Genomic DNA, 25,616 nt, shown 5'->3' with positions numbered 1-25,616 from the left:
TATTTGTTTAGCATTCACGAATAAGATCAGACAGAAATAGTAGAAAACAAAAATAAGACATAAAAAAACCCGCGACTACAAAAAGTAATCGCGGGTTTTCGATAAGTCATTTTAGTGCGGTGAATGGTTGCTAAGTTTACTAAATCAAGGCGGGAAATCTGAGCTTACAAATGTAAGTGATGATTTCCCAACGATGAGTTAGTAATTCTTAGCGGCCATTCGGCCACTAAAAATTACATACCAGCGTGACCTACACCAGGCTTATCTTCATGCATACGCTGAGGAACGTTATACTGAGGAGTTCCATCAGGTAGTTTACGTGCTTGACGATAGTTATGGATATCACCTTTACCATCACCAACCTGTGCATTGTCACAGTTAGTCATACAACGATCGTTGTGGATAACAGGACGGTGGTCACAGAAGAAGTTACCTTGGTTAGGCATATACTTGTTCATTTTCATCAGCATAGCTGAATCGAAGAAAGTATCGTTATCCAACTCATTACCTTCATCATCAATTTTGATGTAGTTAGACTGAAGGATATAACCAGTCATACCTAGGTAACCAGCATCACCGATATAAGGTGCGTTTGGAGTCCAGAAAGGCATTGTACGACGGATGTAATCAAAGATTGTTACCGCGTATGGCCAGTAGTTACCTACTGCTTTCATTGGAGCTGGATCATAGAAGTCAGAAGTAACTAAGTTTTCTTCAACCGCTAGAGGTAGGTAACCTTTAGCACCTTCACCGAATTCACCGTGACACATACCACAGAACTGAACGTAGATTTTTCCACCTTCTTCTACAGTCATACCAACGCCAGCAGCAGGAAGACCTTTCCCGTCACCGTCTACAGTGATGTTCCACTTCTGTAAAGCAGACTCAGCGATAGGAGTACCAAATCCGTTAGCTACGAATTTGGAATCGTTGAAGTAGTTAGCTTTAGCACTGTCGTGAACTTCAGTGAATGCTGCAGGGATTTTACACTGAGCGTTACCGTGGTTACCACCGTCGATGCTGTCATCAACTTCAAAAGAGTAAGGGTTAGCTGGATCTAATTTACCAACAAGACCATCACGACCGTGAGATGCATCTTTACCTAAAATCGCTTCAATAACGGCTTTATCTAAATATTTACCGTCAGCTTTTTTGATAATTTCTGCATAATCCGCCGCATACTTACCATCAATTTTTGCACCAGATGCTGAATTGCTGTCTGAAGAACCAGACATCGCTAATACAGAACCTGAGAATAATGCTGTAACAGAAGCTACAACTAAAGTTTGTTTAGTACTGAACATTTTCGATCATGCCTCCGTTTTTACCATCTTCCCATGCGTGTACACGCCATGTAACCATAGCTGTACGGTGATAAACGTTGTTAGTACCTTCGATCTTACGCATTTGAGGCATAGGAGGTTGTACATAACCAGTTTCATCAGTAACACGGCTCATTAGGAATGCTTCAGATCCATCCCAGTCCCATTCGATTTCAAAACGAGTCCAAGCTTTATCTAATACAGGTGAAGTAAAGTGTGCTTCTTTCCAGTTTTTACCACCGTCGAATGAAACATCAACGTGAGCAACTTTACCACGACCAGACCAAGCTAAACCACGAACGTAGTATTTACCAGGACCTTGCATTTTAAAGTCAGGAGAAGGATAAGTGATTACTGAGTTAGCTTCCATGTACCATGAGAAACGCTGCGCAGTTCCATCAGGCATTAATTCAGTGTACTTAGAAGTTTCTTCACGGTGCTGCATAGGCACATCGTGAACCATGATACGACGTAGGTATTTAACCCACATGTTCGCTTCACAACCAGGAACAACTAAACGGATTGGGTAACCCTGTTCACGACGTAACGCTTCACCGTTCTGTGCGTAAGCAATGAAACAGTCATCCATAGCTAATTCAAGAGGGATTGAACGTGACATACCAGATGCATCCGCACCTTCAGGAATGATCCACTTACCTTCTGGCTTGATACCCGCTTCTTTTAGTAGGTCAGATAGACGTACACCCGTGTATTCAACACAAGACATCATACCGTGAGTCCATTGAACAGAGTTCAACTGAACCCCTTTCCATTCCATCGCACCGTTAGCAGGACACTCTACAAAGTGGATACGTGAAATTGAAGGGAAACGCTTAAGATCATCCATAGTGAAGATCAATGGGCGTTCAACAAGACCGTGAATTACTAAACGGTGCTCATCAGGGTTGATTGTTGGTACACCACCGTGGAAACGTTCAAAGTGAAGTCCGTTAGGAGTAATGATACCGTGCAACTGGTGCAATGGAGTCATTGTGATAGACGCCATTGAATCTGGAGTTAACCACTCAAGAGTACGACGCTGTACTTCCTTCTCGAAAGGAGAAGGCATACCGTAAGGATACTTACGAACACCGAAACCTAAAGATTTACGAGCTGCTTGATCCTGTAATACAGTTGTGATTTCTTCTTTACCAGCATAAGGGGCTACTGCTTTCTTAGCATCATAACCTGCACCTTCTGCTGCACTAGCTGCTTTAGTGAACATCACTCCACCAGCTACAGCCGCACTACCTTTTAAAAAGGCGCGACGACCTTGGTTGCGACTGTCTTCAGTCTGAACTGCAACCTTTTCTACGATTTGATCTGTCATTTATTGCTCCTTGATGGCCTTACTTCTTCGAGTAACACCCCAGATTCAAGAGTTTACATTATCCAAATAGCCTGGATTGCCGAATAGTTGAATCCACAACCAGGGCTAATACAGTTATTGCTAGCAGGCTATAATAAAATTTAAAATTAGCAACTGCAAGCCTAAACACAAGAAAAATTAGGAATCTCTTATATAAATTTTTTATAAGCACTAAGCCAAGTTTCTATAAGGATTGATAATCATCCATAAAAACACACTATATAGTAGGTAAGTCTTTACGAGAGCAGATAGGCCCCATTTTAGGATTTTCAATATCTTCAGCGACTTGACTTAAGAATTGTTGCAATTCATCAATGGAAAGTACCGATAAAATCTTATTCATAATCTCAGGATGAATGGCAACTGTTGTAAATTGTCCCGATTGCAGCTGAACTTGCACACCACATGCATCCGCTATCGCTCCCGCTTCATCATTACCCTCAATCATTGACGCTTGCTCACCGAACAGCATCTCGCCATACTCTTCTTCAATCTGCTCAGTGACGGCTTCAGTTAAGTTATCAACAATCTTGATTGTGAAAGAATCATCATCCGTATGAGTAAGATCCGCCTCCAATTCAGTTTTGACTCCCAGGTTTTCACAATACAATTGAAAACGTTTGGCTAAACTTTCATCAAAAAAAACGTACTCCATTAAATCATCCACAATCAGGTTCCTTTATTTTTAACGCTGTGACAGGTATCATTCGATACACAATTGATTCCATATTCAGTTTACTCTGACATATTAATGTAACAAGGTGCAAACCATGATTGATCGCCAATTCCCTATCACCCGTATGCGTCGCATGCGTAAAGATGAATTCTCACGCCGTTTAATGCGCGAAAACGTATTGACCACCAATGACCTGATTTTGCCGATGTTCGTTATCGAAGGCCACAATAGCCGTGAACCGGTAAAATCTATGCCAGGAGTTGAGAGGCTGAGTATAGACCTTTTAGTGGAGGAAGCCAAAGAGATTCATGCCTTGGGCATACCAATGATTGCACTTTTTCCGGTAACCCCGCTGGAAGCCAAATCGTTGACCGCTGAAGAAGCCTATAATCCGGAAGGCCTTGCACAACGTGCGGTACGTGCCGTCAAAGCGGCTTGCCCTGAATTAGGCGTAATGACCGATGTGGCTCTAGACCCATTCACGACACACGGGCAAGACGGCATCATTGACGACGACGGTTACGTCTTAAACGATGACACCATCGATGCATTGATGCAACAGGCCTTGTCACACGCCGAAGCTGGCGCAGACGTTATCGGACCATCCGATATGATGGATGGCCGCATCATCGAGATTCGAGAACTGTTGGAAGAACATGGCCATATCAATACCCGTATTATGGCTTACTCAGCTAAATACGCCTCTTCTTATTATGGCCCTTTCCGTGATGCGGTCGGTTCAGCAGGGAACCTGGGTAAAGGCAATAAATACACCTACCAGATGGACCCGGCCAATCGCAATGAAGCTTTACATGAAGTTTCCTTAGATTTGAACGAAGGTGCGGATATGGTGATGGTCAAACCAGGGATTCCTTACTTGGATATTGTGCGCGATATCAAAAATGAGTTTAAAGCACCGACCTTTGTCTATCATGTCAGTGGTGAATATGCGATGCTCAAAGCCGCTTCACAAAATGGCTGGATTGACGAAAAATCGGTGGTTTTAGAAACCCTATTAAGTTGTAAACGTGCTGGTGCGGATGGCATCTTGACCTATTACGCCAAACTTGCCGCCATTTGGTTAAAAGAAGTGCAGCAAGGTTAATCGTCATGACAGATAAATATGCGGTAGTCGGCTTCCCCATCGGCCATTCTAAGTCACCCTTGATTCATCGTTTGTTTGCCGAGCAAACCCAACAAGACTTGGTTTATGAGGCGATTTTGATTGACTCTGAAGAGACCTCATTCAGATGGGAGATTGAGAACCTTAAAAACCAAGGCTACAAAGGCATCAATATCACCGTACCATATAAATTGGATGCGTTTGAATTTGCCGATGATTTAAGCAGTCGCGCCCAAACCGCACACGCGGTGAACACCTACACCTTCAATGCTGATGGCACGATTTCCGGCGAGAATACCGATGGTATCGGTTTGGTCAACGATATCGAAATCAACGGCCAAACGCCATTCAAAGGCAAAAAAGTCCTGATTTTAGGAGCGGGCGGCGCGGTACAAGGCATTTTAGAACCATTATTGGCAAAGCAACCAGGCCTGGTACATATCGCTAACCGCACCGCAAAACGCGCCCAGGTTTTAGGTGAGCGTTTTCATACCGAAACACCCATAACCGGTAGCGGCTGGGAAGAGATTCCATTGCAGGAGTATGACATCATCATCAATGGTACATCGGCAAGTCTAGAGGGCAAAATACCGCCCATTTCACCTGCATTGATTGGCAAACACAGTTTGGTGTATGACATGATGTATGGTGCCAAGCCAACTGTATTTATGGAGTGGGCTAAACAAGCCCAACCCAGTTGCAAGACCATGGATGGTCTGGGAATGTTGATCGGTCAAGCGGCTGAAGCCTTTTATATTTGGCGAGGGGTTCGCCCTGAAACCGCACCGGTTATCCAGCAGGTCAGAGAAAGCATCACAGCTTAACTGGCAAGTTGAAATAAAAAATGGCTTCATCCCAAATAACCAGGCCTGGTAACGTTATCGGCCCTGGTTTTTTTAATAACCCACTATTAGTAACCCTCTTTAATATTACGCCATCAATTTATTGAAAGTTCCAACCTATCGCGATGGTGACAATCCCCAATAAAACCAACCATAATGCTGAATAACGTCCCGCTTTAGGCTCTCCTAATACAAAAGCATAACTCGCTTTCAAGAGGTTATTTGACCCCGCTGCAATCAAAATCGCACTGCCAATCACTCGCCCTTGTACCTGGTATTCACCATTCAATATCGACAATACAAATGGGTCGATATCGGTAAAGCCGACAATTAATGATAGATAACGCACCCCGGCATCACCAAAGTAATGCATGACCAACTGTGTGGCCACCGCCATCACCAAAAACAAGCCTGCAAAGACAAACGCGACTTTTAACTCCAAAGGGTTTTGTGCGCGGCTGCTATCAACTGTTTTATCGACCCCATTACGATTTTCAACCTGGATATAGATAAAGGCCAAGACAAAAGCGGTTGCCGCCAAAGTCAACATAATCGGAAACAGCTCAACCGCCACCGACCACATGAATAACGCCACTATGACCCATAAACGTAGGTACATCAGACCTGTTGCCGAAATAATCGCGGCGGTCATCTTGTAACTCAAACGTGGAATCTCATTCGACTTTCGCGCTAAAACCACGGTGGTTGCGGTAGACGAATACAGTCCACCAAGCATACCGGTGACCATCAACCCCTGCTCTTTAACAAAATATTTTTGGGAGATATAACCAAGGTAAGAGACCGATGACACGACCACAACGGCGAGCCAAACCTTAAATGGGGAAACCGGAACCCAGTGATTGATGTTTTCTTGAGGCAACAACGGCAGAATCACAACACTCAACAACACCAACTTCGCCAAGGTGCTCAACTCTTCATTGGAGACTTTTTGAGCCAATTCATTCAGCATCTGTTTTGAGTTGAGCAATAGCACGATGGTCACAAAAACCGCAGAGGCGACCCAAAGCGGTTGAGTCATGACCAACGGGGCATAACTATAGGTTAACGCCCAAACTAAAAAGCTCAATAAACTGCTATTATGGAGCTTCAATCGTTGCCAGTACAACAGGGCAAACAGCATCGACAAGGCCAAAAAACCTAATAGATACAACCACTCATTGACTAGATAAAACACACTCCCCATCAACCCTGTCAGACTCATCGTCCTGACCGTACCCACAAAAAGTTGCTGGGTTTTTGCATGAAACTTTTGCTGATAACCTCTTAACTCAGACCCTGTCAAAAAACTAAATAGCAAAATTAAAATCAGTTGTGCCCAAAGTTCATGCTGCAGTGAAATCATAAAAATTCCGTGTGTAATTTCGTCATTGAATAGCGTAGTTGAATCGTTTAACCCAGGCCTTATTGCTCAGCTTGAAAGTCATTTTTTAGCTTTACGTAATGCTCGGCGGAATATTTAAAAAAGGCCAACTCTTTCTCGTTTAACGGGCGGGCTTGTTTCACCGGAGATCCCACATAAAGATAGCCACTCTCCAGCACCTTACCTGACGGCACCAAACTGTTGGCACCAACCAAAACATGCTTTTGTACGACCGCATTATCCAAAACAACCGCCCCCATGCCAATCAGACACTCATCCTCAATAATGCAGCCATGCAGTACCGCGTTATGCCCGACAGTCACATCTTTGCCGACAATGCATTTTGAACCTTTAGAGATTTCACTCTCATGAGTGGTATGCACCACTGCGCCATCTTGGATATTGGAGCGGTCGCCAATCACAATATCATTCACATCACCACGTAAAGTCGCATTCGGCCAAATCCCGACATCTTTACCTAAAACACATTTACCGATTACTACGGCACTTTCGTCTACCCAAGCACCGTCGGCTAACTGCGGTTCGATCGATTTATATTTTCTAATTGCCATCTAAAATCCTCAATTTTTAAGCTTATTGAGCTAGATTATAGCCCAGGCTAATTTTGGATAGTTAATGAAAACGTAATCCATCCGTTTCAAATCAAGCTGTAAAAGGTAAACAGTAAACACATAAAACTCCATTAATAGAGCACAAAAACGCTTTATTAGGATTATCAAAAAATAGGCCTATAATGAAAATTGAATCCAAAAAAGATAAAGGTTTTCAATGACAAACACTCCTCGCACCGAAAAACGTAAAAACATCCGTTTTCCATCAAGCCGTCCAGTTCTCATGATCATTAACAATAAAAGCATATACGCGACCATGACCGATTTCTCTCGACATGGCATAGGGTTTGTCAGCTCTGAAACGGCTGACATACACAGTCGTATTGAAATTCATTTTGATATCCCCAACAGCGCGACCAATCAAAAGGAAGTCAAACCCTTTCAATTTAAAGCCGAAATCAGACACTGCTTCACCTATAGTCACGAAAGCCACATTGGAGTCCGTATTGAACAGCCAAGCCAGGAATATTTAACATTATTTGATGAATTATCAGTCGCTTAATGAGTTAATCAACAAAACAAACCAGTGCGGAATAATACTTATTTATACTATGGTTTTTATTATGACTTTTATTTGCTAGAATGCCAGTCAATGACACAATAAAATGGATTTATGGAGATTATGGAAAAAAATATTTTACAGCCTCCTAAAACAAGTCAAGAGTATGTAGAACGGCGTCGTGAAGCTCGCCTTCCTACTCATTTACCATCTATTCTCATCAACAAAGACCGGACTATTTATACGACCATTATTAATTTATCCTCTCATGGCATTGGATTTTTATCTGCGGTTCCCTTAAAAGCCAATGATGTCGTGGAAATCACTTTTGAACGTAAATCAGCCAACACCATGGTTCCCGTCAACCTCAAAGTTCAAGTGCAGAGCTGTCATGAAGTGGATTTTGAATATTACATCGGCGGCAGCATTGAAAATAAGTCACTAGAGTATACAAAATTCTTTGAAACCACCTCTTCCAGCTAAAAAAATGGCGTCTCCAATATTGGATCAAATTGTGACGGTGAAACCTCTGGTAAACTTTTAAATCCAGGTTTGGCAAAATAATAACCTTGCATCAGGTAAACACCTAAATCTTTAAAAAAACGCGCCTCTTCCACGGTTTCTATACCCTCCGCCAAGACGGTGACTTTCAACTGATTACAAGTAGCAATCAAATTACGGTTAATTATGCGCTTCACACGATCTTTATCCACATTTCGTACCAACTCCATGTCCAGTTTCATAATATTTGGAATAAAACTCGTCAATAGATTTAGACCAGCATAACCTGACCCGAAATCGTCAATGGCCGTCACAAACCCCTGGCTTTGATAGTAGTTAAAAATTTTCGTCAGATGCCTCGCTTCCAGCACCTCTTCCGATTCGGTAATCTCAAACATGATGTTTTCGACCGGGAAATTGCACTCTTTTGCGGCTCTCAAGGTACTTTGAATACAATGTTCAGGCTGATAAACAGCGTTGGGTAAAAAATTGATACTTAACATTTTGTCCAGCTTAAGTTCACTGGCCAACTGAATCGCTTTTACTCGGCAAGCTTGGTCAAAGGCATAACGATTATCATCATCGACTTGACTCAAAATACTCGCCGCACTCTCACCATTCACACCGCGAACCAAAGCTTCATAGCCAAAAATTTGCTGTCGACGTAAGTTCACAATTGGCTGAAATGCAAACGTAAAATCAAACGGCAGAGTGGAACCACAATGCGCACAGCCGGATTCGATTTGTTGTATTGGAAAATGTGTCACCATGGTATTGTGCACTCCAAGAATTTTGTTAAGGGCATCTTGATACTATATCAGGGAATAAGGCCAATTACACTTAACCACTTTTTATCTCAGAACAAGGTTTATGACCATTGTGAAATGATAGCCAACGGGGTTAAATTGACCAGGCATTAAAAAAGGCCGTATATCGATGATATACGGCCTTTTAACAATCAATCCAAACTAAATCAATGGATTAACGCATGGTCACCAACTCTTCCGAGCTTGATGGATGAATGGCGATAGTGGCGTCTAAATCCGCTTTAGTCGCACCCATTTGCACGGCAACGGCAAAACCTTGCAACATTTCATCGGCACCATCACCCACAATGTGAATACCGACCACCTTCTCGTCTTCACCCGCCACCACTAATTTTAAAGCGGTTTTAATTTGGTGCTGAGTGAAAGCGTAGCGCATTGGCGTAAACGACGACGTGTAAACCTTAACATTATCATGACCGTACTCTTTACGGGCATCATGCTCCGCCAAACCAACCGTCCCAACAGGAGGGTGCGAGAAAATCACGGTCGGCACCGAGCTCAAATCCAACTTTAGGTGAGGTTTATTATTATATAAACGCTCCGCCAAGTAACGACCCGCACGAATCGCCACCGGCGTTAATTGCGGCTGACCAGTGACATCACCAATCGCATAGATATTGTCTACCGCTGTTTTGTGATTCTCATCCACATCAATAAAGCCACGACCATTTGCAGAAAGCCCCGCATTAGCTAATGCCAACGGCTCAACCAAGGTCGTACGCCCTACGGCCCACACCACTTGGTCAAAACCGTGAATCTCTTGACCATCCGTGCTGTAAATTGTTAAGGTGCCGTCTGCGGCACGCTCTAGTTTTTTCACCGCAAAATGGTACTCTTTGGTGATGCCGCTCTCCAACATCGCGTCGGTTAAGGTTTCACGAATCATGTCATCAAAACCACGCAAGACTAAATCTTTACGGCTAATCAAAGTGGTATCGGTGCCTAATGCTTGGAACACGCCGGCCAACTCAACGGCAATGTAGCCACTACCGACAACAGCGACCTTCTTAGGCTGCTCGGTTAAGGCAAAGAAACCATCGGAACTGATTCCTAAATCCGCATTTTCTGTTTCTTGTGGAATCAATGGGGTGCCGCCTGGGGCAATGACAATGGTTTCCGCCGTATACTTCTTGCCATCGACCAACACCGTGTTTTTATCGACAAAACTTCCCCAACCATGCAATACATCCACACCTTTGTCAGCCATATAGCCATCATACCAAGTCGTGATATTCTTGATGTACTGCTCACGTTTGGCAACCAAAGTCGCCCAATCAAATCCCTTTTGTTCAACATCAAAACCAAAGTCCGGCGCATCGCGCAGAGCCTCAGCGATGTGCGCTCCAAACCACATCACCTTTTTAGGTACACAACCGATGTTTACGCAAGTTCCACCAAGCTTTTTGGCTTCTACCACTGCACATTTTTTACCGTATTCTGCCGCACGCTCCACAATTGATAAACCGCCGCTACCGGCGCCAATCGCAATTACATCGTAATCAAAACTCATGGTTATTCCTTTGCTCAAAAAAAGAGACTCATACCAATAAAAAAAGCCGATAGTAAGTTGTCATTACGGCTTTTTAAAATACTCAATACAAATTATTCTAGCTTAAAACCTACCAGGCCTGGTAGGTTTTAAATTGTCTTTACAACAATGCTTATTTACTTAAAAACGCTTCTAGATCATCTGATCCACCAATGTGCTCACCTTCGATGAATACTTGCGGAACCGTACTTGCCTGAGCAACCGCACGTAGCGTTTTAGAGCTTGGCCCGTGGTTAGAAATCGTAATCTCTTCGTAGCTAATGCCGTTATCTTTCAACATCGCTTTCGCTTTAATGCAGAATGGGCAACCAGGCTTGGTGAAGATTGTCGCAACACGTGGTGGCTTAGCTTCTGGGTTGATGTAGTTAAGCATGGTATCCGCGTCAGAAACTTCAAACGGGTCACCTTCTACTTCCGGCTCAATAAACATTTTGTCGATAACACCATCTTTCACCAACATTGAATAACGCCATGAACGCATACCAAAACCTAGATCGGTTTTATCAACCAACATACCCATTCCTTCAGAGAACTCACCGTTACCGTCTGGGATTAAAGTCACGTTGTCAGACTCTTGGTCTTCTGCCCAAGCGTTCATTACAAACGTATCGTTGACCGACATACACACAATCTCATCAACACCGTTTGCAGTAAATACTGGAGCTAGTTCGTTAAAACGTGGTAAATGGCTTGATGAACAGGTTGGCGTAAATGCACCTGGTAGTGAAAATACGATAACCGTCTTACCTTTAAAAATATCGTCTGAAGTCACGTTTACCCACTCATTATTCTGACGAGTACGGAATGTAACTGCTGGAACGTTTTGACCTTCTTTGTTTACTAATGCCATTTTCTACTCCTACTGGAACAAACTTTTTACGCTGTTCGTTAGTTGATTAAAATTTAGTTTTTAACGAGTTGTTTCGTTAACTTGATGCCTAGTTTACTGAAAGACCTTTAATAAAGGAAATTGATTGTTTCAACCAAGTTGATAGTTTTTACCTATTAATCATTTTTACACTAATCGAATATCTACCAGGCCTGGTGACATTGGATTTATTGTAGTGTCGAGCCCTGTAAAGTGCGCATAAATGGTTCTAAAACGTCTTTTTCTTGAGCATACTTCATTAACAACCCTAAAATGGCCTGGTCTTCATGTGAAGACGCAATGCGTGCGCTTAATTGAAATTCCCTATCAGTCACACTGCCTTTAAAACCGCCCAGCTCCAGTAACGCCGCAACCATACCCACGTTTTGCAACAAACAAGCTGCTTGCAAAGGTTTGACCACTTCGCCAGCCGCATCTTTGGCCACTTCTTGTTGCGCGGAAACGAAATGCTCCTGCACCAACACCATGGTCATCCAATAATTCATCTCCGGGGCTTCTTGGCTTTCCAATACATTCAAAAATATCTCGCGAGGATCGATACCCTTATCGCGGATTAAACCTGCGGCAATACGTGCAAAAGGCGCACGTTGCGCTTCATCTAAATTCAATAAATTCATCCGTGTAAATGTCTTCGTTAGTAACAATTTTTCTATTATAACCCTATCTACAGTCAATTTTTAGTATGCACAATGAATGCGAAAAATCGGATCGGTTTTTAATTCACGCCAAGCATGGACAATAAATTGATGCCGTTTAATATTTTCATATTTTTGACAGACTTAAATGCTTTAAATTCCAATGAACTCAATTATACTTAAGGCGTATAACTTTCAGTGATTCACCAACTACTTAAGACCATGTTTTGAATAGCGGAATCCCAATCACTTAGAACAGAAAGGAATGGTATGTTGCGTCAGGTTTTAGCTTTACTGATTATTGGCGGGGTAACTGGATGCACGGTTCAACCCACCCTTCCCGCACTCGACAAGACCTATAGTGACTTGCAAACGCAAAAACCTATTGAGGATGCCAAACTACAAAAAACACTTCAGCAAGGCTGGTGGCAAAAATTTAATGACCCGACATTAAACACCTTGATCGCACAATGCATTGCTGCCAACCCGAACAGCCAAACAGCACTTTCCGCCATTCGTGAAGCTCGTGCCTATCAAAACAAAACCGATGCTGGTCGCTATCCTTCTGCGTCATTATCAGCAGGTTATCGCCATCAATATTCCAATGAAACCGAAAAACAAACCGGCAAATACTCTTTAGCTTTGGACTCTCAATGGGAAATTGATGTGTTCAAACAACAGCAAAATGCGAGCAACTCCGCTAAAGAACTGTTTTTAGCGGTACAAGCGGATTATACCGACCTGATTATTTCTCTAAGTGCAGAATTCGCCAACACCTATTTCTCCTTAAGACAACAACAACAGCTATTACAGCTAGTCCAGTCCAGCCTGAAGAACTGGCAAGAGACCCAACAGTTGGTGGAGTGGCAAGCCATGGCCGGATTACAAAGCCAGCTTGCGGTTGAACAAGCACACCGTAGCTATGCACAAACAGCGGCGACGATTCCAGAATACCAATCTGCCATTTTGCAACGCCAGCACCAACTCGCTGGTTTGTTGGGCATAGGTCTTGAGCAACTCCCCAAAACGCTGTTTTTGACACAAGGCTTAGCGCCAATACCCAACATTGCAACAGACCAACTTCCATTGGAAATCTTACGCCAGCGCCCAGATGTAAGAGCGGCCGAGCACCGTGCCAGATCTGCGGCTTTTCAAGAAGCCATCGCTAAAGCCAACCAATATCCCAGTTTCATTTTAGCCGGTAGCCTAAGCAATGCCGCCAGCAACCTTGGCGACCTGTTATCGGTCAATACACTGATTGCGAGTTTAAGTGCCAGCCTTTCACAAACGCTGTTTGACCATGGGCAAATAAAATCCGATATTGAGATTAAAAAAGAGCAAGCTTTACAAGCCTTATTAAGTTATCGAACCACGGTATTAAACGCTTTATCCGAAGTGCAACTCGCAAAATCGCAAATGCACAATGCACGGCAGCGCCTACAAAAAACGCTCACCGCGCTATCGCTGGCAAAAAGCGAAGAAGAGCTCGCCTTATTACAGTACAAAAGTGGGCAAATCGCGTTTTCTGAAGTGCTTACCGCACAAAGAATCCGTTTAGGCCTTCAGCAACAAGAATTAAATGCTCAACAATCGTTATTGGAATACACCATCAGCTTTACCAAAGCCACTATGGGAGATTGGGCATGGCAACAAATGCAAGTGGCTTCATCGCCACAGTCAGAGGAATCGGAAAATGAATAGCGCCCCAAATGACACGAAAACGACCAATCAAGACAACGATAAAATCGCATTGCAATCTTTATTGCAAAAATCTCCTAAAACCCGCTTTAAAAAAGGCTATTGGGTGTTCGCGTTTGTGGTATTGATCGCCTTAGGTTACGGGTTGAAAACATGGCTATTCCCGCAACAAAGTGGCGCCCCCATTTACAAAACCGCCAAGGTAAAAATTGGCGACATCCGTGCGACCGTTTCTGCCACAGGTACCTTGCAGCCTACCAATAAAGTCGATGTGGGGAGTGAACTGTCCGGAACCGTTGAAAAAGTTTTGGTTGATTACAACGACAAAGTCACTAAAGGCCAACTGCTGGCCGAACTCAACACCGATAAGCTGCAAGCTCAAGTGTTGCAAACCAAAGCGTCGCTACAAGTGGCCGAAGCGGGCGTTTTAGAAGCTGAAGCCACCTTGCAAGAAGCCAATGCCAACTATGCCCGCCTCTTGGAGGTGTATAAGCTCTCTGCGGGTAAAGCGCCATCAAAAACCGATTTAAGCTCTGCAAAAGCGTCACAACTTCGCGCTCAAGCCGCCAAAAGCACAGCTCTGGCAAAAGTGGAACAAGCTAAAGCCAATTTAGATCAAAATCAAACGGACTTGGCCAAAACCAAAGTGCTTTCACCCATTAATGGTATTGTCTTAAAACGCTCCATTGAAGCGGGGCAAACCGTCGCCGCCACCATGACCGCTCCCGTTCTGTTCACCCTGGCCGAAGACTTGACCTCGATGGAGCTGGAAGTGAACGTGGATGAAGCGGATGTTGGCCAAGTCAATCAAGGACAAACCGCAATATTCACGGTTGATGCTTACCCTAACACCCGGTTTCCCGCGGTAATCAAACAAGTACGTTTTGGGGCAGAAACCCTTGATGGCGTTGTCACTTACGCCACCTTGTTGAGCGTGTCCAATAAAGACTTGAAGTTGCGCCCGGGCATGACCGCATCGGCCGACATTTTGGTTAAAGAGAAAAAGGATATCCTATTGATCCCGATGGCGGCACTGCGCTTCACCCCTGACTTGATCAATACCCAACAGCAACAGACCAGCATTGTGCAATCTCTAATGCCCCGCCCACGTCGCTCGAACCAGAACCTGGTTAAATCTAAAAGCAAAGATGGCTCTGAAACGATATGGAAAATGGTCAATAACGAACTTAAATCGGTATCCATCAAGCTAGGCGACTCTAACGGCTCTTCAATTGAAGTTCTAGAAGGCGACTTACATGAAGGGGACGAGATTATTGTTGGCGTTGAGGTTCCCACAAAATGAGTCACGATCCGGCCGCAACCCCGTTAATCGAGTTTCAAGCCATCACCAAGGTTTATGGTGAAGGTAGCAACGCGTTTAATGCTTTAAAGGATGTTTCCTTAAAAATCTATCCAGGCGAGTTTGTGGCCATTATGGGGCCAAGTGGCTCGGGCAAATCCACCGCAATGAACTTACTCGGTTGCCTAGATACGGCCACATCGGGAAGCTACCTCTTTCAGGGCATAGCGGTTGAAAACCTGGATAGAGATCAACGCGCTTTACTGCGCCGCCATTATTTAGGCTTTGTGTTCCAAGGTTTCAACCTATTAGCCCGTACATCCGCGCTTGAGAATGTCGAACTGCCACTGATTTATCGTGGAGAAGCCACCCAGGCAAGACATCAGGCCGCCCAGCAAGCACTTCAAAAAGTGGGGTTGGAAGGTTGGGGAGACCACTCTCCCGGAGAGCTCTCTGGTGGGCAGCAACAGCGTGTCGCCATTGCCCGTGCTTTGGTCAGCAACCCGCAAGTATTGTTGGCCGATGAGCCAACCGGAAACCTCGATACCGCCCGAAGCCATGAAATCATGGAACTGTTAAGCGCTTTAAATACAGAGTTGGGGATTACCGTATTGATGGTAACCCATGAAGCGGAAATGGCCGCTTATGCCAAACGCATCATTCATTTTGTAGATGGTGAAATTGAAAGCGATCAATTACAACAAGGGGATTCAGCATGATTTGGAATGCCTTTCTACTCGCCCTTAGAGAAATCCGCCGTAATCTGATGCGCTCCATTTTAACCATGCTCGGCATCATTATTGGCGTGGCGGCAGTGATTACCATGGTGACCCTCGGCAACGGCGCCACCGCACAAGTGACCGCGCAAATCTCCAGTTTGGGAAGCAATTTACTGATGATTCGTCCAGGACAACGCGGCCCAAACCGAGACTCAATCAGTGTAAAACGTTTCAAAGAGAGCGATGCTGCAGCCATTCGCAAAGAGATCAACTCCATTACCGCGGTCGCGCCCACCGCCAATGCCAGTAATACCGTGGTATTTGGTAATAAAAACTGGTCGACCTCCATTGTGGGCACCAATAACGATTATTTAATCACCGGTAATTGGGAGCTCAAACAGGGGCGAGAATTTACCGACAATGAACTCATCTCAGGTAAGTCGAGTTGTATCATCGGTCAAACCATCGTCAAAGAGCTTTTGGGGGATACCAATCCTATTGGAGAAAAGCTACGTTTAAATACCTTCTCTTGCCAAATCATCGGCGTGCTTGCAGGCAAAGGACAGTCAATGATGGGAAGCGACCAAGACGATATGGTGATTGTGCCGCTCAAAACCTTACAGCGCAGAATCTCAGGAAATACCGATATCAGCATGATTCGCGTTTCCGTCAAACCCAATGTGGATACCAATGTCGTCAATCGTGCCATCACCTTACTGCTTAGAGACCGTCGCCACCTCAGCGATAATCAAAAAAATGATTTTTCGGTTCTAGATACCCGACAAATCACCGAAACCCTGACCAGCACCACTAAAGTCATGACCATGCTGTTAGGCGCGGTGGCCGCGGTAAGCCTGGTGGTCGGAGGTATCGGCATCATGAATATCATGCTGGTTTCAGTAACCGAACGTACTCGCGAAATCGGTATTCGTTTGGCGATTGGTGCTTTGGAAAAAGAGGTGTTATGGCAGTTTTTAGTCGAGGCGATGGCTTTGTCTTCACTGGGAGGCATGATTGGCATTGTGGTGGCGATTGTCACCTCAACCATACTCAGCGACGTGATGGAGATTCCGTTAATACTGGATATAAACATCATCATTATGGCATTCTTATTCTCGGCCGCCGTAGGGATCATTTTTGGCTACCTGCCCGCCAGAAACGCCGCACGTCTAAACCCGATTGATGCCTTACGACATGAATAATGGCTGATACCATATTCCGCCCCGCACAAGCTTGAGGGAATGGCCTCCTCTTATAACTTTTTACAAAGCCAACCCGCAAGCCACACCGGACGCCCAAGCCCACTGGAAGTTGTAGCCGCCCAGATGCCCCGTCACATCCAACACTTCGCCGATAAAATACAGACCGGGTTGTTTTTTGGCTTCAAAGGTTTTGGAGGAGACTTCATCGGTATCCACACCACCCAAAGTAACCTCTGCCTTATCGTACCCAGCGGTATCACTGGGATAAAGCGTCCAATGGGTGAGTTGGTGTGCGTAATCGATTAACATCTCATCCGGTACATTGGACAACTGGTTTTCAATCGGAAACCACTCTAACCAGGCCTGGGTAAACCGTTTTGGCCAATATTGATTGAGCCATTTTTGAACAGGTTGTCCCGATTTCTTCAAGACTTTAAGCTCCTCCACAACCACCAGGCCTGGTAACAAATCAATCTCAATGGTTTTGCCCAGTTGCCAATAGTTTGAAATTTGCAAAATCCCTGGTCCGCTCAAACCAGTATGGGTAAACAAAATGGCTTCTTTGAATGCATGTGTTCCACATGAAACATTCACATCCAAAGCCAAGCCACTTAAGGCGGCAATACGCTCTTGCCATTTACCCTCAAAAACCAAAGGCACCAGGCCTGGTGAGGTTGGGATGACATTTAAACCAAACTGCTTGGCGATTTCATAACCGATTCCGCTGGCTTTAAGTTTTGGAAAAGACAAGGCGCCGGTAGCCACCACTAATTTATCGGCTGTGAACTCTCCATGCGAGGTACTAATCAGATACTGTTGATTGGTGAATGCAACCTGGTCTATGGCGCAATGTGTCATTACCTCAACGCCGGCCCAATCGCATTCGGTGCGTAAGATTTGAATCAAGTCCGAAGCGCGCTCTTTACAAAACAGCTTGCCCAGCTCACGTTGTTCATATTCCAGACCGTGACGTTCAACCAACTCAATAAAAGCCGCCGAAGGATAACGCGACAAAGCCGACTTAACAAAATGCGGGTTTTGGCAGAGGTAGTGACTGGGAGAGACATCCAGATTGGTAAAATTGCATTTTCCGCCCCCCGAGATACGAATTTTAGCGGCGGCTTTAGGCGCATGGTCAATCACCAAAACGGATTTTCCTTGGTAGCCTGAGGTGGCGGCACACATCAAGCCCGAAGCCCCTGCGCCCAATATGATTGTTTGATAATGCATTTGATCGATTCTTGGTTTGGGTTACTTAAATTCAATGATAAAGATTGATTGTTAACGGAGCGGTGGTTTAGAGGTAGGTCAGCGCTTTAAGCTGATGATAGAAACGGTGGCCATTCCGCCCCTTAAACTTCACATCATACAACGCCAAATCCGCTAAACGCACCAATTCGGAAGGAGTTATTGCGTCATTGGGATAGACGGCCGCCCCCAAACTCAAGGTAATGAGAACATCCCCACAAGAGGTTGAAATCGGTTCAGCAAACACCTCTTGCACTTTTTGCAACACACGCTCCGCACTTTGCAGGTCGTGTAAATCCTCAAGCACCAGGGTAAACTCATCACCGCCCATTCTGGCCACCGTATCACAAGAACGTAACAAACCTTGTAGACGGCTTGCCACTTCTGTCAACACCTCGTCACCGGCTTGATGTCCTAAACCGTCATTGATTTGCTTAAACTTATCCAAGTCGACAAATACGACTACCACCAATTTCTGTTGGCGTTTGGCTTGCTGAAGCGCATGTTCCAAACGGTCTTGAAAGACCTGGCGATTCACCAATCCCGTCAATTCATCATGGGTGGCCTGGTAATTGAGCTGTGTGGTTTTATGAATCAATGCATTCTGTGTCTGAATCAAACTGGTAATGTCATGCGCGGACTCAACAATGGCATACACCTCACCTTTTGCATCGATCAATGGTTTGGCCATCAACTCCACATACTCAGGATTTTCTTGGGAACCATGGTTATGAATTACCGATGCCTGCTCTTTACTTTGCAATACCGCTTTCAAAGGACAGGGGTGCTCTAAACCATCGCAAGGCGTACTCCGATTATGGGAGACTTCATAACATTTGGGTTGACGAATGTTGGCGATGACACTGTCAGTAGAGCTTTTACGAGCCGCTTCGTTCATCAATTCTACGGTATAGTCCTGATTAATGACCATCACCGATTCAGCGATGCCGTCGATGACATTCTGTACGAATTCAAATTTTTTCTGCTGCTCTTCTTGTAATGCGTAAAGCTCGCTCATATCACGAACGACCGCGGCATATTTGGTTTCACCAAGCACATCAATACTTTGAATCTTCACTTCAACGGGATACAAACTGCCGTCTTTGCGTTGATGTTCTGTTTTTAAAATCACGCAAGGTTGTTCTTTAAGTTCAGTCAAACGCTGTAAAAAAAGTTCTTTGGATAAGTTAGGTTTAATATCTAATGGCGTAAGATTGGCTATCTCACCGGAAGAATAGCCAAGATTGAGCAATGCCGCTTGATTAAGGTAATCAAACTTAAGGCTTTCAGCATCGAAAATATAAAATTCATCAGTACTTTCGTTAATCACCCGGCTTAGTAAGTCGCTCCAAGCTTCATTTTTCTTTTGCTCGGTGATATCCACTATTGTACCCAAATAATGCTGTGGTTGCCCTGATGCATCGCGCTCAATCACGGTACGGTCGTCAATCCAGCAAGTTTTTCCCTTGGAGTCCAATATTCGATAGATTTGGCAAAATTCATCTATATGGTTTGCTGTGAAAAGTTCAACTTCGGAGCTAACTTGAGATAAATCATCAGGATGGATGATTTGGGAGTAAGTGATGCGTCCACTTAAAAAGTCATCGGCTTGGTAGCCAAATTGCTCAATGCTGTCCGAAACGAATTCTACCGGCCAATCTTCTAACGCTTTCCAATAAAAGATAACGGCATGACTCGTTCCTAGGATTTTTCTTAAACGTTTCAGTTCATCCATGACAACACTTAGCGACCCTGAGTTCTAAGGAAAAAAAGAGAATTACAATAATTCCCATTTAGCACCGCGTCTGTTGGCTTCCGCGATAATGGCTTCACAACCCGCTTGGGCTTCTTCAACCTGGCCTTCAACACCCAAATCCATCGTTCGAGTATCATCGTTAAGAATACTCGGTAAACTAAATAGGCGCAAGTTTGGAAACGCCTGTTCAAAAGATTCCATAAACTCCACCCACTCCGACTCCTGACCATTGATAATCTTAATCCCCATTTCTACGGTTGGGCTTCGATAAAAATCACGGTAATACTCATTTAACACCCACTCCATCATCGGCTTGGCCATCATCGGAAAACCAGGCATGAAATGATGATGTCGAATTGAAAACCCAGGAACACGATTATAGAAATTCGGAATAATCTCCGCTCCTTTTGGATATTCGGCCATATGGATACGTTGCGGATACGCCGCATCACCAAACTGAGCTTCAATTTCCGCCACAGCTTGAGGATGACGTTCTATCGGCAAGTCTAAAGCTAAAGCGGCGCTTTGACGTGTACGGTCATCCGGTGTTGCGCCGATTCCCCCAAAACTGAAGACCACGGTATCGGAGGCAAAACTCTCTTGCAAGGTTTGCACCAAAAACCCAGGTTCATCGCCAATAATTTTCACCCAACTCAAAGCCAAACCTCGCGGTTGTAACAGACTATTGGCTTGCGCCAGATGTTTATCTTGGCGTTTGCCGGACAAGACTTCATCACCGATAATCAGAAGTCCGATTTTGAGTGGTGCCGAAAGCGATTCAGCTATATTTGTTGTCGAAGTGTTCATAAGAGAGTTACCTTAGGCTTCCAATTGCTATTTTGAAAACGTAAACTGTTTTGCATTGCTAAGCATTACCAAGCGATATGCAAGAGAGTAATGGCAAACGAATCGCCATTACCCGTAATGGATTTGCCTCATTATCGCATTTTCAGAAAATAAATCATGGCAACACAAACCATATTCAGAAAAGATTCATATTCAAGATTTGATAGGGCTCTATGTCAACAAACCCACTTCCCACGGTTCTCAGCATTGCCGGCTCAGACTGTTCTGCAGGCGCCGGCATACAAGCTGATTTAAAAACAATCCATGCATTGCATGGTTATGCTTTGACCGTACCGACCGCAATCACGGCGCAAAACAGCCATGGCGTGCAAAACAGCTATCCTCTGCCGAGCATGCAGGTACAAAGCCAGTTGGAATCCTTAGCTGCCGATTACCAGATTGAAGCCATTAAAATCGGCATCTTAGCCAATCGCGAGATTATTCAAGTCGTCGTTGATTTTTTAAAAAAACATCCGCGAATACCGGTTGTTTTAGACCCGGTGTTTTTAAGTTCCAGCGGCAAGGTTCTGTTGGATGAAAACGCTGTCGACAGCATGATAAACGAGCTATTCCCCTTAATCACCCTGCTGACGCCCAATCTTCCAGAACTGAATACATTGCTACAGCGTGATAACCATTTTTCGTACACAAGTATGCAAGCTGAAACCGAGGAAATCTGGCAACGAATCAACCAGTTGAATTGGCCTCATTGCCTATTGAAGGGCGGCCATAGCCAAGAGCCGTCAGCAACCGATTATCTTATTTTGAACAAAGCAAAACTGATTCCGCCACTTGATGACACGCAACCGATAACGGCGTATGCTTCAGAGAGGATAGCGGTCCAACATAATCACGGTACCGGCTGCACCTTATCTTCTGCAATTGCGACTCAACTGGCTAAAGGGATGATACTTCCCGAAGCGGTAAAATCGGCAAAAGACTACCTGTTCAAAGCCCTGAAATCAGCCGACTTGGCACAACCACATTACAGAAAGGAATCTGCTGACCGACACGGTGGGTTGAACCATTTTGTAGACTTTATAGCAGAGTAATGGCTTAGTTTAGGAAAAGTGTTCGACAACATCACCAGGCCTGGTGAGGCACGACTTGATACGCCTCTCTAATTACTCGGCCGCTTTTTCTTTGATATCTTCACGTACCGGTGCGGTACTTTCGTTGACCACATCAATCGCATCTTGAACGTGATCGCCAGTTTCGGAAAGTTTTTCTACCGCGGTTTGAGAAGAATCCAAAACCTTTGTCGCAATCTCCCTGCTGCCGAACCAGTCGAACATAATCGCTGCGGCAATAAAGATAATAAGCCAAATTAAGATACTGATTTTCCCAAATAAGTTCATGGTTTTTCCTTAAATTATGATGAGCACTACGGCTGTTTTAGGGAAGGATTAATTAAAAATTCTTTAAGTTGCTCGACCACTTTCTCGGCTAGGAACTGTACGGTTTTAATTTGCGCTTGCTCTTGGCTAGCCGCTACTTCTCTGATTTTTTCGTTAACCTCGACAAGCGGTATCTCATATTTTCCTAACAGAGCGATATGGCTGTCAAACCCCCATTCACCAGCCTCTGCAGAAGGGTTGGCGATTAACGAGTAGTCTAAAACAAAATCGGGCGGACGGGCAGAAAAGCTTACACCTTGTTGGGCCATCGCCTGGAGCAAGTCTGGTTCATAATCACGCTGTTCCCTGACTAACGCTTTCATATTGAAAACCAGACCATTTGCCAACAAACTGATGCGTTTATCTAAAAAGCCAACTAAACGACTATTTCTCATACGCGGCACGGCCACACCCTGACGAGTCAGTAAAGCCTCAATCAGTTTACGCTCTTCAATATTGTATAGACCTGGCATCAAACGTTTAAGTTGCTCAAAACGGCTGACCGATTCACTCACGCGAACATAGTTTGACAAATCCCTATCCAACAACTGCAATCTTGGCATCAACAACTCAAGTAGCTTTTTGTTATCGGCCAGTTGTTCTATGGTCAAAATAGGGAGTCGCAAATTTTCCAGCACGGCTTGGCGTAGCTTTTGATTGAACACACCTTGCTCGGCAAGCAACGTTTTGACAACCGCATTCCAGGGTGGCTGATGAATCGTTAAGCCAGTCTGCCCCGCAATCTGCTCGTTAGCCTGTCCAGATGAGACTAAACCTAGATTAAACAAAACCATAAAAGCCATGGTTTTCAACAACCAACGGTAAAAAGCCAACCCTTTTGCCTGCATTATCTTCAATTCTATCACTCTGTTACTGGATAACATCCACAGAAAACCCTTGGTAAAATGACTTGCTAAATTATAATAAAATATGAGCATAATCATACCTTATTATCTGACTCTAAATCAGATAACTCTGACAGGAACATTGCCTGTGGTTACCAGGCCGAATCCAATCGAGAAGGATGGAGAGCCTACTATCAAAAGCCTAACCTCAGAGCCCCATATCCCTAAAGACCACCAACGTCATCTTTATCCGATTTTTGCTCGCCACTGCGCCAACGACGAATGGCAAAACGAGCCGGGTGGCTTGCATGATAGAGTGATAAGGGTTGTGGCAAGGCTCGCCCCATGATATCCGCCAGCAAGGTTTCCGCAGCCAAGAACACCGACATCAACCCCCTTGGGCCATGTCCATTGGAAACATACAGGCCAGGTTGATAACGTTGTTTTTCATAACGATAAACCGCATGGGTGTGCGATTGCGAAAGGTAGGCTTTTTGCATCCAATCATTATCAGCAACCGCTCCGATAATTGGCAGATGATCTGGCGTAGTTGGCCTGAAAGCGACTCGTCCAGTCAATGATTCAGCCTGGACATCCAACCAGTCAGGCAAGGCATTTCGCGTAATCTCCAAATTGGCTTGATGGCTTGTTAGAGACAAGAATTCACTCATATCCGGTGCTTCAAACGTGGCTCCACTCACCGCTCTTGCGTGCCCGCAGGGAGCAGAATACCCTTCGTGGGTCACCGCCATTTTTAACGGCACGGTTTGTTGCTCTGCTGAAATATGGCTCACCTGGCCTTTTACTGGGCGAATGGGGAGTCCGAGTTTGTGGTTGAGATTTTGATCCAGGCTGCCGGTGGCCACCACCACGATATCCGCATAAAAAGTTTGCTGTTGCGTAATCACCTGCCAAACGGCACGACTCTGCTGCTGATTTTCCTGTTGCTGAATGTCTAAGACCTTTTGCCCCGTAAACAGGGTGACGTTGTCGTATTGTAAACAACGCTCAATCACCGCTTTGGGATAGAGCCAACCGCCTTGAGGGAAAAACACCCCCGAGGCACTGGCTTGAGCACCAATCATTTCACTCGCTTGCGACTGGGTGACCAATTGAGCGAATTGTTCCGGCAACCCCACCCTTTCTATCGCCTCAGCAACCCGTTTAGCGCTGGTTTCGGTGACCGCCAATTGTACTAAGCCGCTCAGGTCGCCCAACAGACCCGCACTGTCGGTTTGCGATTCCGCCAACCACGGCAGAACCGCTCTCAAGGTGGCTTCAAAACCTTGCAAGTACCACTGACTTCGCAGGTTCCAATCGGCGGTGATCAACGGATGCACCGCCCCCGCCAAATTACCCGAGGCTTGGGTAGCGATTTCATCCTGCTCCTCCAGAAACTCTACCGACCAACCGGCTTGTGCCAGCTGGTTAACCACCGCTCCTCCAGCCAATCCAGCGCCAATCACAATGGCCTTGCCTGGCTGACTATACACATCTTGTGGCCGGCTAAACCATGGGTTTTTTAGGCTATAAGGACGCTGATGAACCAATTTTCCGGAGCAGATCTCGCGTTTCTTGCCAAATCCAGAGGACTTATTGACTTCAAAACCGGTTTTCTCCAGTCCTCGCCTTACATCGCCGGCGGCGGTAAACGTCGCAAAAGTGCTGTTCAGATGACTCAGACGCGCCATTTGTTGATAGAGAGCGGGTTGCCACATATCCGGGTTTTTCACCGGAGCAAAGCCATCTAAAAACCAAGCATCCACCTTGGCACTGTCGCTACCATCACACTCCGGCAATCCTTTTAACACATCGCCAAACCATAAGGTTAAACGCACCCGTTTTTCAAACAGCCAAACATCATGCCAGCCCGGCAATAAAAACGGATAGTTCTCTTGCAAAGCTTTAGCCACATCGACCAGGCCTGGTAAAGCTTGATGCGCCTTAATCAAATCATCCAAATGCAAGGGGTATTTTTCAAATGAAATAAAGTGTAACTGAGCCGTTTCTGATGCTGTCGTCAGCCACAACTCGGTTGCCATCAAAAAATTCAACCCCGAACCAAAGCCGGTTTCGGCAATTCTAAAGGTTGCTTGTTCACCTAATGAAGCAAAACGTTCCGCTAGATTGTTGGGCAGGATAAAGGTATGTTCAACCTCAGCCATACCACCATCAGTTGAAAAATAGAAGTCGTCAAACTGCTGTGACTTCGGAACGGCTTCATTTGTCCAGCTAACTTGTGCTAAAGTGAGTTTGTTTGATGACATTACGAATTAATTCAACCTGTTAAGTAAGCTTATTTTAATGGGGATATCGGATGAATTCGACGACTCATCAAAACCGATATTATACGCCGGACG

24 protein-coding genes are annotated in these 25,616 nt (G+C 44.9%); 9 read left to right on the top strand and 15 right to left on the bottom strand.

What is annotated here, in order from left to right; all coding sequences use genetic code 11:
- Positions 1–233 precede the first annotated feature (233 nt).
- The 3 genes from L6421_RS00755 to L6421_RS00745 all read right to left on the bottom strand — a co-directional run bounded on the left by L6421_RS00755 (position 234) and on the right by L6421_RS00745 (position 3,358).
- Positions 234–1,304 carry a c-type cytochrome gene (locus L6421_RS00755; protein WP_237262067.1) on the bottom strand — a complete coding sequence of 357 codons (1,071 nt, stop codon included), beginning with the start codon at positions 1,302–1,304 and terminating at the stop codon, positions 234–236.
- Complete coding sequence (gene soxC, locus L6421_RS00750) at positions 1,291–2,652, bottom strand: sulfite dehydrogenase (protein WP_237262066.1); 1,362 nt, start codon at positions 2,650–2,652, stop codon at positions 1,291–1,293. Before soxC ends, L6421_RS00755 begins: the two co-directional genes overlap by 14 nt.
- A 256-nt stretch (positions 2,653–2,908) precedes the next feature.
- The gene (locus L6421_RS00745) at positions 2,909–3,358 is read right to left on the bottom strand and encodes a hypothetical protein (protein WP_237262065.1); all 450 of its coding nucleotides are present in this window, start codon (positions 3,356–3,358) and stop codon (positions 2,909–2,911) included.
- Between the two features lie 103 nt (positions 3,359–3,461).
- On the opposite strand from L6421_RS00745, the gene hemB reads away from it, so the two are divergent.
- Together hemB and aroE are read left to right on the top strand one after the other, a co-directional pair.
- Positions 3,462–4,472, top strand: a complete 1,011-nt coding sequence (gene hemB / locus L6421_RS00740; RefSeq protein WP_237262064.1) for a porphobilinogen synthase — start codon at positions 3,462–3,464, stop codon at positions 4,470–4,472.
- Positions 4,473–4,477: 5 nt separating this feature from the next.
- Positions 4,478–5,314, top strand: a complete 837-nt coding sequence (aroE, locus tag L6421_RS00735) for a shikimate dehydrogenase (protein ID WP_237262063.1) — start codon at positions 4,478–4,480, stop codon at positions 5,312–5,314.
- A gap of 118 nt (positions 5,315–5,432) precedes the next feature.
- Here aroE and L6421_RS00730 read toward each other — a convergent pair whose 3' ends face one another.
- Both L6421_RS00730 and L6421_RS00725 read right to left on the bottom strand, forming a co-directional pair.
- On the bottom strand, positions 5,433–6,695 hold the full coding sequence (locus L6421_RS00730; RefSeq protein ID WP_237262062.1) for an MgtC/SapB family protein: 1,263 nt from the start codon (positions 6,693–6,695) through the stop codon (positions 5,433–5,435).
- Positions 6,696–6,754: 59 nt separating this feature from the next.
- Positions 6,755–7,285: a gamma carbonic anhydrase family protein gene (locus L6421_RS00725; protein ID WP_237262061.1), complete on the bottom strand. Its 531-nt coding sequence runs from the start codon at positions 7,283–7,285 to the stop codon at positions 6,755–6,757.
- A 217-nt stretch (positions 7,286–7,502) separates the two neighbouring features.
- On the opposite strand from L6421_RS00725, the gene L6421_RS00720 reads away from it, so the two are divergent.
- On the top strand, positions 7,503–7,847 hold the full coding sequence (locus L6421_RS00720) for a PilZ domain-containing protein (RefSeq protein WP_237262060.1): 345 nt from the start codon (positions 7,503–7,505) through the stop codon (positions 7,845–7,847).
- Positions 7,848–7,967: 120 nt separating this feature from the next.
- The gene (locus L6421_RS00715; RefSeq protein WP_237262059.1) at positions 7,968–8,327 is read left to right on the top strand and encodes a PilZ domain-containing protein; all 360 of its coding nucleotides are present in this window, start codon (positions 7,968–7,970) and stop codon (positions 8,325–8,327) included.
- On the opposite strand, the gene L6421_RS00710 is transcribed toward L6421_RS00715, so the two are convergent.
- From L6421_RS00710 to L6421_RS00695, 4 genes are all read right to left on the bottom strand, one after another.
- The gene (locus tag L6421_RS00710) at positions 8,324–9,115 is read right to left on the bottom strand and encodes an EAL domain-containing protein (protein WP_237262058.1); all 792 of its coding nucleotides are present in this window, start codon (positions 9,113–9,115) and stop codon (positions 8,324–8,326) included. The two genes, L6421_RS00715 and L6421_RS00710, sit on opposite strands and share 4 nt — an antisense overlap.
- 211 nt (positions 9,116–9,326) lie before the next feature.
- Positions 9,327–10,682 (bottom strand): glutathione-disulfide reductase, encoded by a 1,356-nt coding sequence (gorA, locus tag L6421_RS00705; RefSeq protein ID WP_237262057.1) that lies wholly within the window; start codon positions 10,680–10,682, stop codon positions 9,327–9,329.
- Between the two features lie 151 nt (positions 10,683–10,833).
- Positions 10,834–11,571, bottom strand: coding sequence for a glutathione peroxidase (locus L6421_RS00700; protein ID WP_237262056.1), 738 nt, complete (start codon positions 11,569–11,571; stop codon positions 10,834–10,836).
- A gap of 206 nt (positions 11,572–11,777) precedes the next feature.
- Positions 11,778–12,227 (bottom strand): hypothetical protein, encoded by a 450-nt coding sequence (locus tag L6421_RS00695; protein ID WP_237262055.1) that lies wholly within the window; start codon positions 12,225–12,227, stop codon positions 11,778–11,780.
- 288 nt (positions 12,228–12,515) lie between these two features.
- Here L6421_RS00695 and L6421_RS00690 point away from each other — a divergent pair, with 288 nt between their 5' ends.
- Genes L6421_RS00690 through L6421_RS00675 form a run of 4 tightly spaced genes read left to right on the top strand, consistent with a single transcriptional unit; the run spans position 12,516 to position 17,164 of the window.
- Positions 12,516–13,946, top strand: coding sequence for an efflux transporter outer membrane subunit (locus tag L6421_RS00690; RefSeq protein WP_237262054.1), 1,431 nt, complete (start codon positions 12,516–12,518; stop codon positions 13,944–13,946).
- Positions 13,939–15,246, top strand: a complete 1,308-nt coding sequence (locus L6421_RS00685) for an efflux RND transporter periplasmic adaptor subunit (RefSeq protein ID WP_237262053.1) — start codon at positions 13,939–13,941, stop codon at positions 15,244–15,246. Before L6421_RS00690 ends, L6421_RS00685 begins: the two co-directional genes overlap by 8 nt.
- Positions 15,243–15,962: an ABC transporter ATP-binding protein gene (locus L6421_RS00680; protein ID WP_237262052.1), complete on the top strand. Its 720-nt coding sequence runs from the start codon at positions 15,243–15,245 to the stop codon at positions 15,960–15,962. The genes L6421_RS00685 and L6421_RS00680 overlap by 4 nt, the downstream gene beginning before the upstream one ends.
- Positions 15,959–17,164 carry an ABC transporter permease gene (locus tag L6421_RS00675; protein ID WP_237262051.1) on the top strand — a complete coding sequence of 402 codons (1,206 nt, stop codon included), beginning with the start codon at positions 15,959–15,961 and terminating at the stop codon, positions 17,162–17,164. Before L6421_RS00680 ends, L6421_RS00675 begins: the two co-directional genes overlap by 4 nt.
- Before the next feature lie 60 nt (positions 17,165–17,224).
- On the opposite strand, the gene L6421_RS00670 is transcribed toward L6421_RS00675, so the two are convergent.
- The 3 genes from L6421_RS00670 to L6421_RS00660 form a co-directional block, all read right to left on the bottom strand.
- The gene (locus tag L6421_RS00670) at positions 17,225–18,394 is read right to left on the bottom strand and encodes a BaiN/RdsA family NAD(P)/FAD-dependent oxidoreductase (protein WP_237262050.1); all 1,170 of its coding nucleotides are present in this window, start codon (positions 18,392–18,394) and stop codon (positions 17,225–17,227) included.
- Positions 18,395–18,461: 67 nt separating this feature from the next.
- Positions 18,462–20,147 carry a sensor domain-containing diguanylate cyclase gene (locus tag L6421_RS00665; protein ID WP_237262049.1) on the bottom strand — a complete coding sequence of 562 codons (1,686 nt, stop codon included), beginning with the start codon at positions 20,145–20,147 and terminating at the stop codon, positions 18,462–18,464.
- A 42-nt stretch (positions 20,148–20,189) separates the two neighbouring features.
- The gene (locus L6421_RS00660) at positions 20,190–20,975 is read right to left on the bottom strand and encodes a competence/damage-inducible protein A (RefSeq protein WP_237262048.1); all 786 of its coding nucleotides are present in this window, start codon (positions 20,973–20,975) and stop codon (positions 20,190–20,192) included.
- A gap of 212 nt (positions 20,976–21,187) precedes the next feature.
- On the opposite strand from L6421_RS00660, the gene thiD reads away from it, so the two are divergent.
- Positions 21,188–22,066 carry a bifunctional hydroxymethylpyrimidine kinase/phosphomethylpyrimidine kinase gene (gene thiD / locus L6421_RS00655; RefSeq protein WP_237262047.1) on the top strand — a complete coding sequence of 293 codons (879 nt, stop codon included), beginning with the start codon at positions 21,188–21,190 and terminating at the stop codon, positions 22,064–22,066.
- 72 nt (positions 22,067–22,138) lie between these two features.
- Here thiD and L6421_RS00650 read toward each other — a convergent pair whose 3' ends face one another.
- From L6421_RS00650 to mnmC, 3 genes are all read right to left on the bottom strand, one after another.
- A complete protein-coding gene (locus tag L6421_RS00650) occupies positions 22,139–22,372 on the bottom strand; it encodes a hypothetical protein (RefSeq protein WP_237262046.1) in 234 nt (77 codons plus the stop codon).
- A 26-nt stretch (positions 22,373–22,398) separates the two neighbouring features.
- Complete coding sequence (locus L6421_RS00645; protein ID WP_237262045.1) at positions 22,399–23,295, bottom strand: hypothetical protein; 897 nt, start codon at positions 23,293–23,295, stop codon at positions 22,399–22,401.
- Between the two features lie 185 nt (positions 23,296–23,480).
- Positions 23,481–25,523 carry a bifunctional tRNA (5-methylaminomethyl-2-thiouridine)(34)-methyltransferase MnmC2/FAD-dependent 5-carboxymethylaminomethyl-2-thiouridine(34) oxidoreductase MnmC1 gene (gene mnmC, locus L6421_RS00640; RefSeq protein WP_237262044.1) on the bottom strand — a complete coding sequence of 681 codons (2,043 nt, stop codon included), beginning with the start codon at positions 25,521–25,523 and terminating at the stop codon, positions 23,481–23,483.
- Positions 25,524–25,616 lie beyond the last annotated feature (93 nt).

It is taken from the genome of Thiomicrorhabdus immobilis (assembly GCF_021654855.1).
Lineage (GTDB): Bacteria > Pseudomonadota > Gammaproteobacteria > Thiomicrospirales > Thiomicrospiraceae > Thiomicrorhabdus > Thiomicrorhabdus immobilis.
Note: the sequence above shows the minus strand (reverse complement) of the source record. Positions and strands in the feature narration are given on the sequence as shown.

Coding starts and splice junctions, on each gene's coding strand:
- L6421_RS00695 (WP_237262055.1), bottom strand. CDS start 12,227: ATGAATTTATTGAATTTAGATGAAGCGCAACGTGCGCCTTTTGCACGT.
- L6421_RS00650 (WP_237262046.1), bottom strand. CDS start 22,372: ATGAACTTATTTGGGAAAATCAGTATCTTAATTTGGCTTATTATCTTT.
- hemB (WP_237262064.1), top strand. CDS start 3,462: ATGATTGATCGCCAATTCCCTATCACCCGTATGCGTCGCATGCGTAAA.
- L6421_RS00710 (WP_237262058.1), bottom strand. CDS start 9,115: ATGGTGACACATTTTCCAATACAACAAATCGAATCCGGCTGTGCGCAT.
- mnmC (WP_237262044.1), bottom strand. CDS start 25,523: ATGTCATCAAACAAACTCACTTTAGCACAAGTTAGCTGGACAAATGAA.
- L6421_RS00675 (WP_237262051.1), top strand. CDS start 15,959: ATGATTTGGAATGCCTTTCTACTCGCCCTTAGAGAAATCCGCCGTAAT.
- L6421_RS00645 (WP_237262045.1), bottom strand. CDS start 23,295: ATGTTATCCAGTAACAGAGTGATAGAATTGAAGATAATGCAGGCAAAA.
- L6421_RS00660 (WP_237262048.1), bottom strand. CDS start 20,975: ATGAACACTTCGACAACAAATATAGCTGAATCGCTTTCGGCACCACTC.
- soxC (WP_237262066.1), bottom strand. CDS start 2,652: ATGACAGATCAAATCGTAGAAAAGGTTGCAGTTCAGACTGAAGACAGT.
- L6421_RS00685 (WP_237262053.1), top strand. CDS start 13,939: ATGAATAGCGCCCCAAATGACACGAAAACGACCAATCAAGACAACGAT.
- L6421_RS00755 (WP_237262067.1), bottom strand. CDS start 1,304: ATGTTCAGTACTAAACAAACTTTAGTTGTAGCTTCTGTTACAGCATTA.
- L6421_RS00700 (WP_237262056.1), bottom strand. CDS start 11,571: ATGGCATTAGTAAACAAAGAAGGTCAAAACGTTCCAGCAGTTACATTC.
- L6421_RS00665 (WP_237262049.1), bottom strand. CDS start 20,147: ATGGATGAACTGAAACGTTTAAGAAAAATCCTAGGAACGAGTCATGCC.
- thiD (WP_237262047.1), top strand. CDS start 21,188: ATGTCAACAAACCCACTTCCCACGGTTCTCAGCATTGCCGGCTCAGAC.
- L6421_RS00690 (WP_237262054.1), top strand. CDS start 12,516: ATGTTGCGTCAGGTTTTAGCTTTACTGATTATTGGCGGGGTAACTGGA.
- L6421_RS00730 (WP_237262062.1), bottom strand. CDS start 6,695: ATGATTTCACTGCAGCATGAACTTTGGGCACAACTGATTTTAATTTTG.
- gorA (WP_237262057.1), bottom strand. CDS start 10,682: ATGAGTTTTGATTACGATGTAATTGCGATTGGCGCCGGTAGCGGCGGT.
- L6421_RS00680 (WP_237262052.1), top strand. CDS start 15,243: ATGAGTCACGATCCGGCCGCAACCCCGTTAATCGAGTTTCAAGCCATC.
- L6421_RS00725 (WP_237262061.1), bottom strand. CDS start 7,285: ATGGCAATTAGAAAATATAAATCGATCGAACCGCAGTTAGCCGACGGT.
- L6421_RS00670 (WP_237262050.1), bottom strand. CDS start 18,394: ATGCATTATCAAACAATCATATTGGGCGCAGGGGCTTCGGGCTTGATG.
- L6421_RS00720 (WP_237262060.1), top strand. CDS start 7,503: ATGACAAACACTCCTCGCACCGAAAAACGTAAAAACATCCGTTTTCCA.
- aroE (WP_237262063.1), top strand. CDS start 4,478: ATGACAGATAAATATGCGGTAGTCGGCTTCCCCATCGGCCATTCTAAG.
- L6421_RS00715 (WP_237262059.1), top strand. CDS start 7,968: ATGGAAAAAAATATTTTACAGCCTCCTAAAACAAGTCAAGAGTATGTA.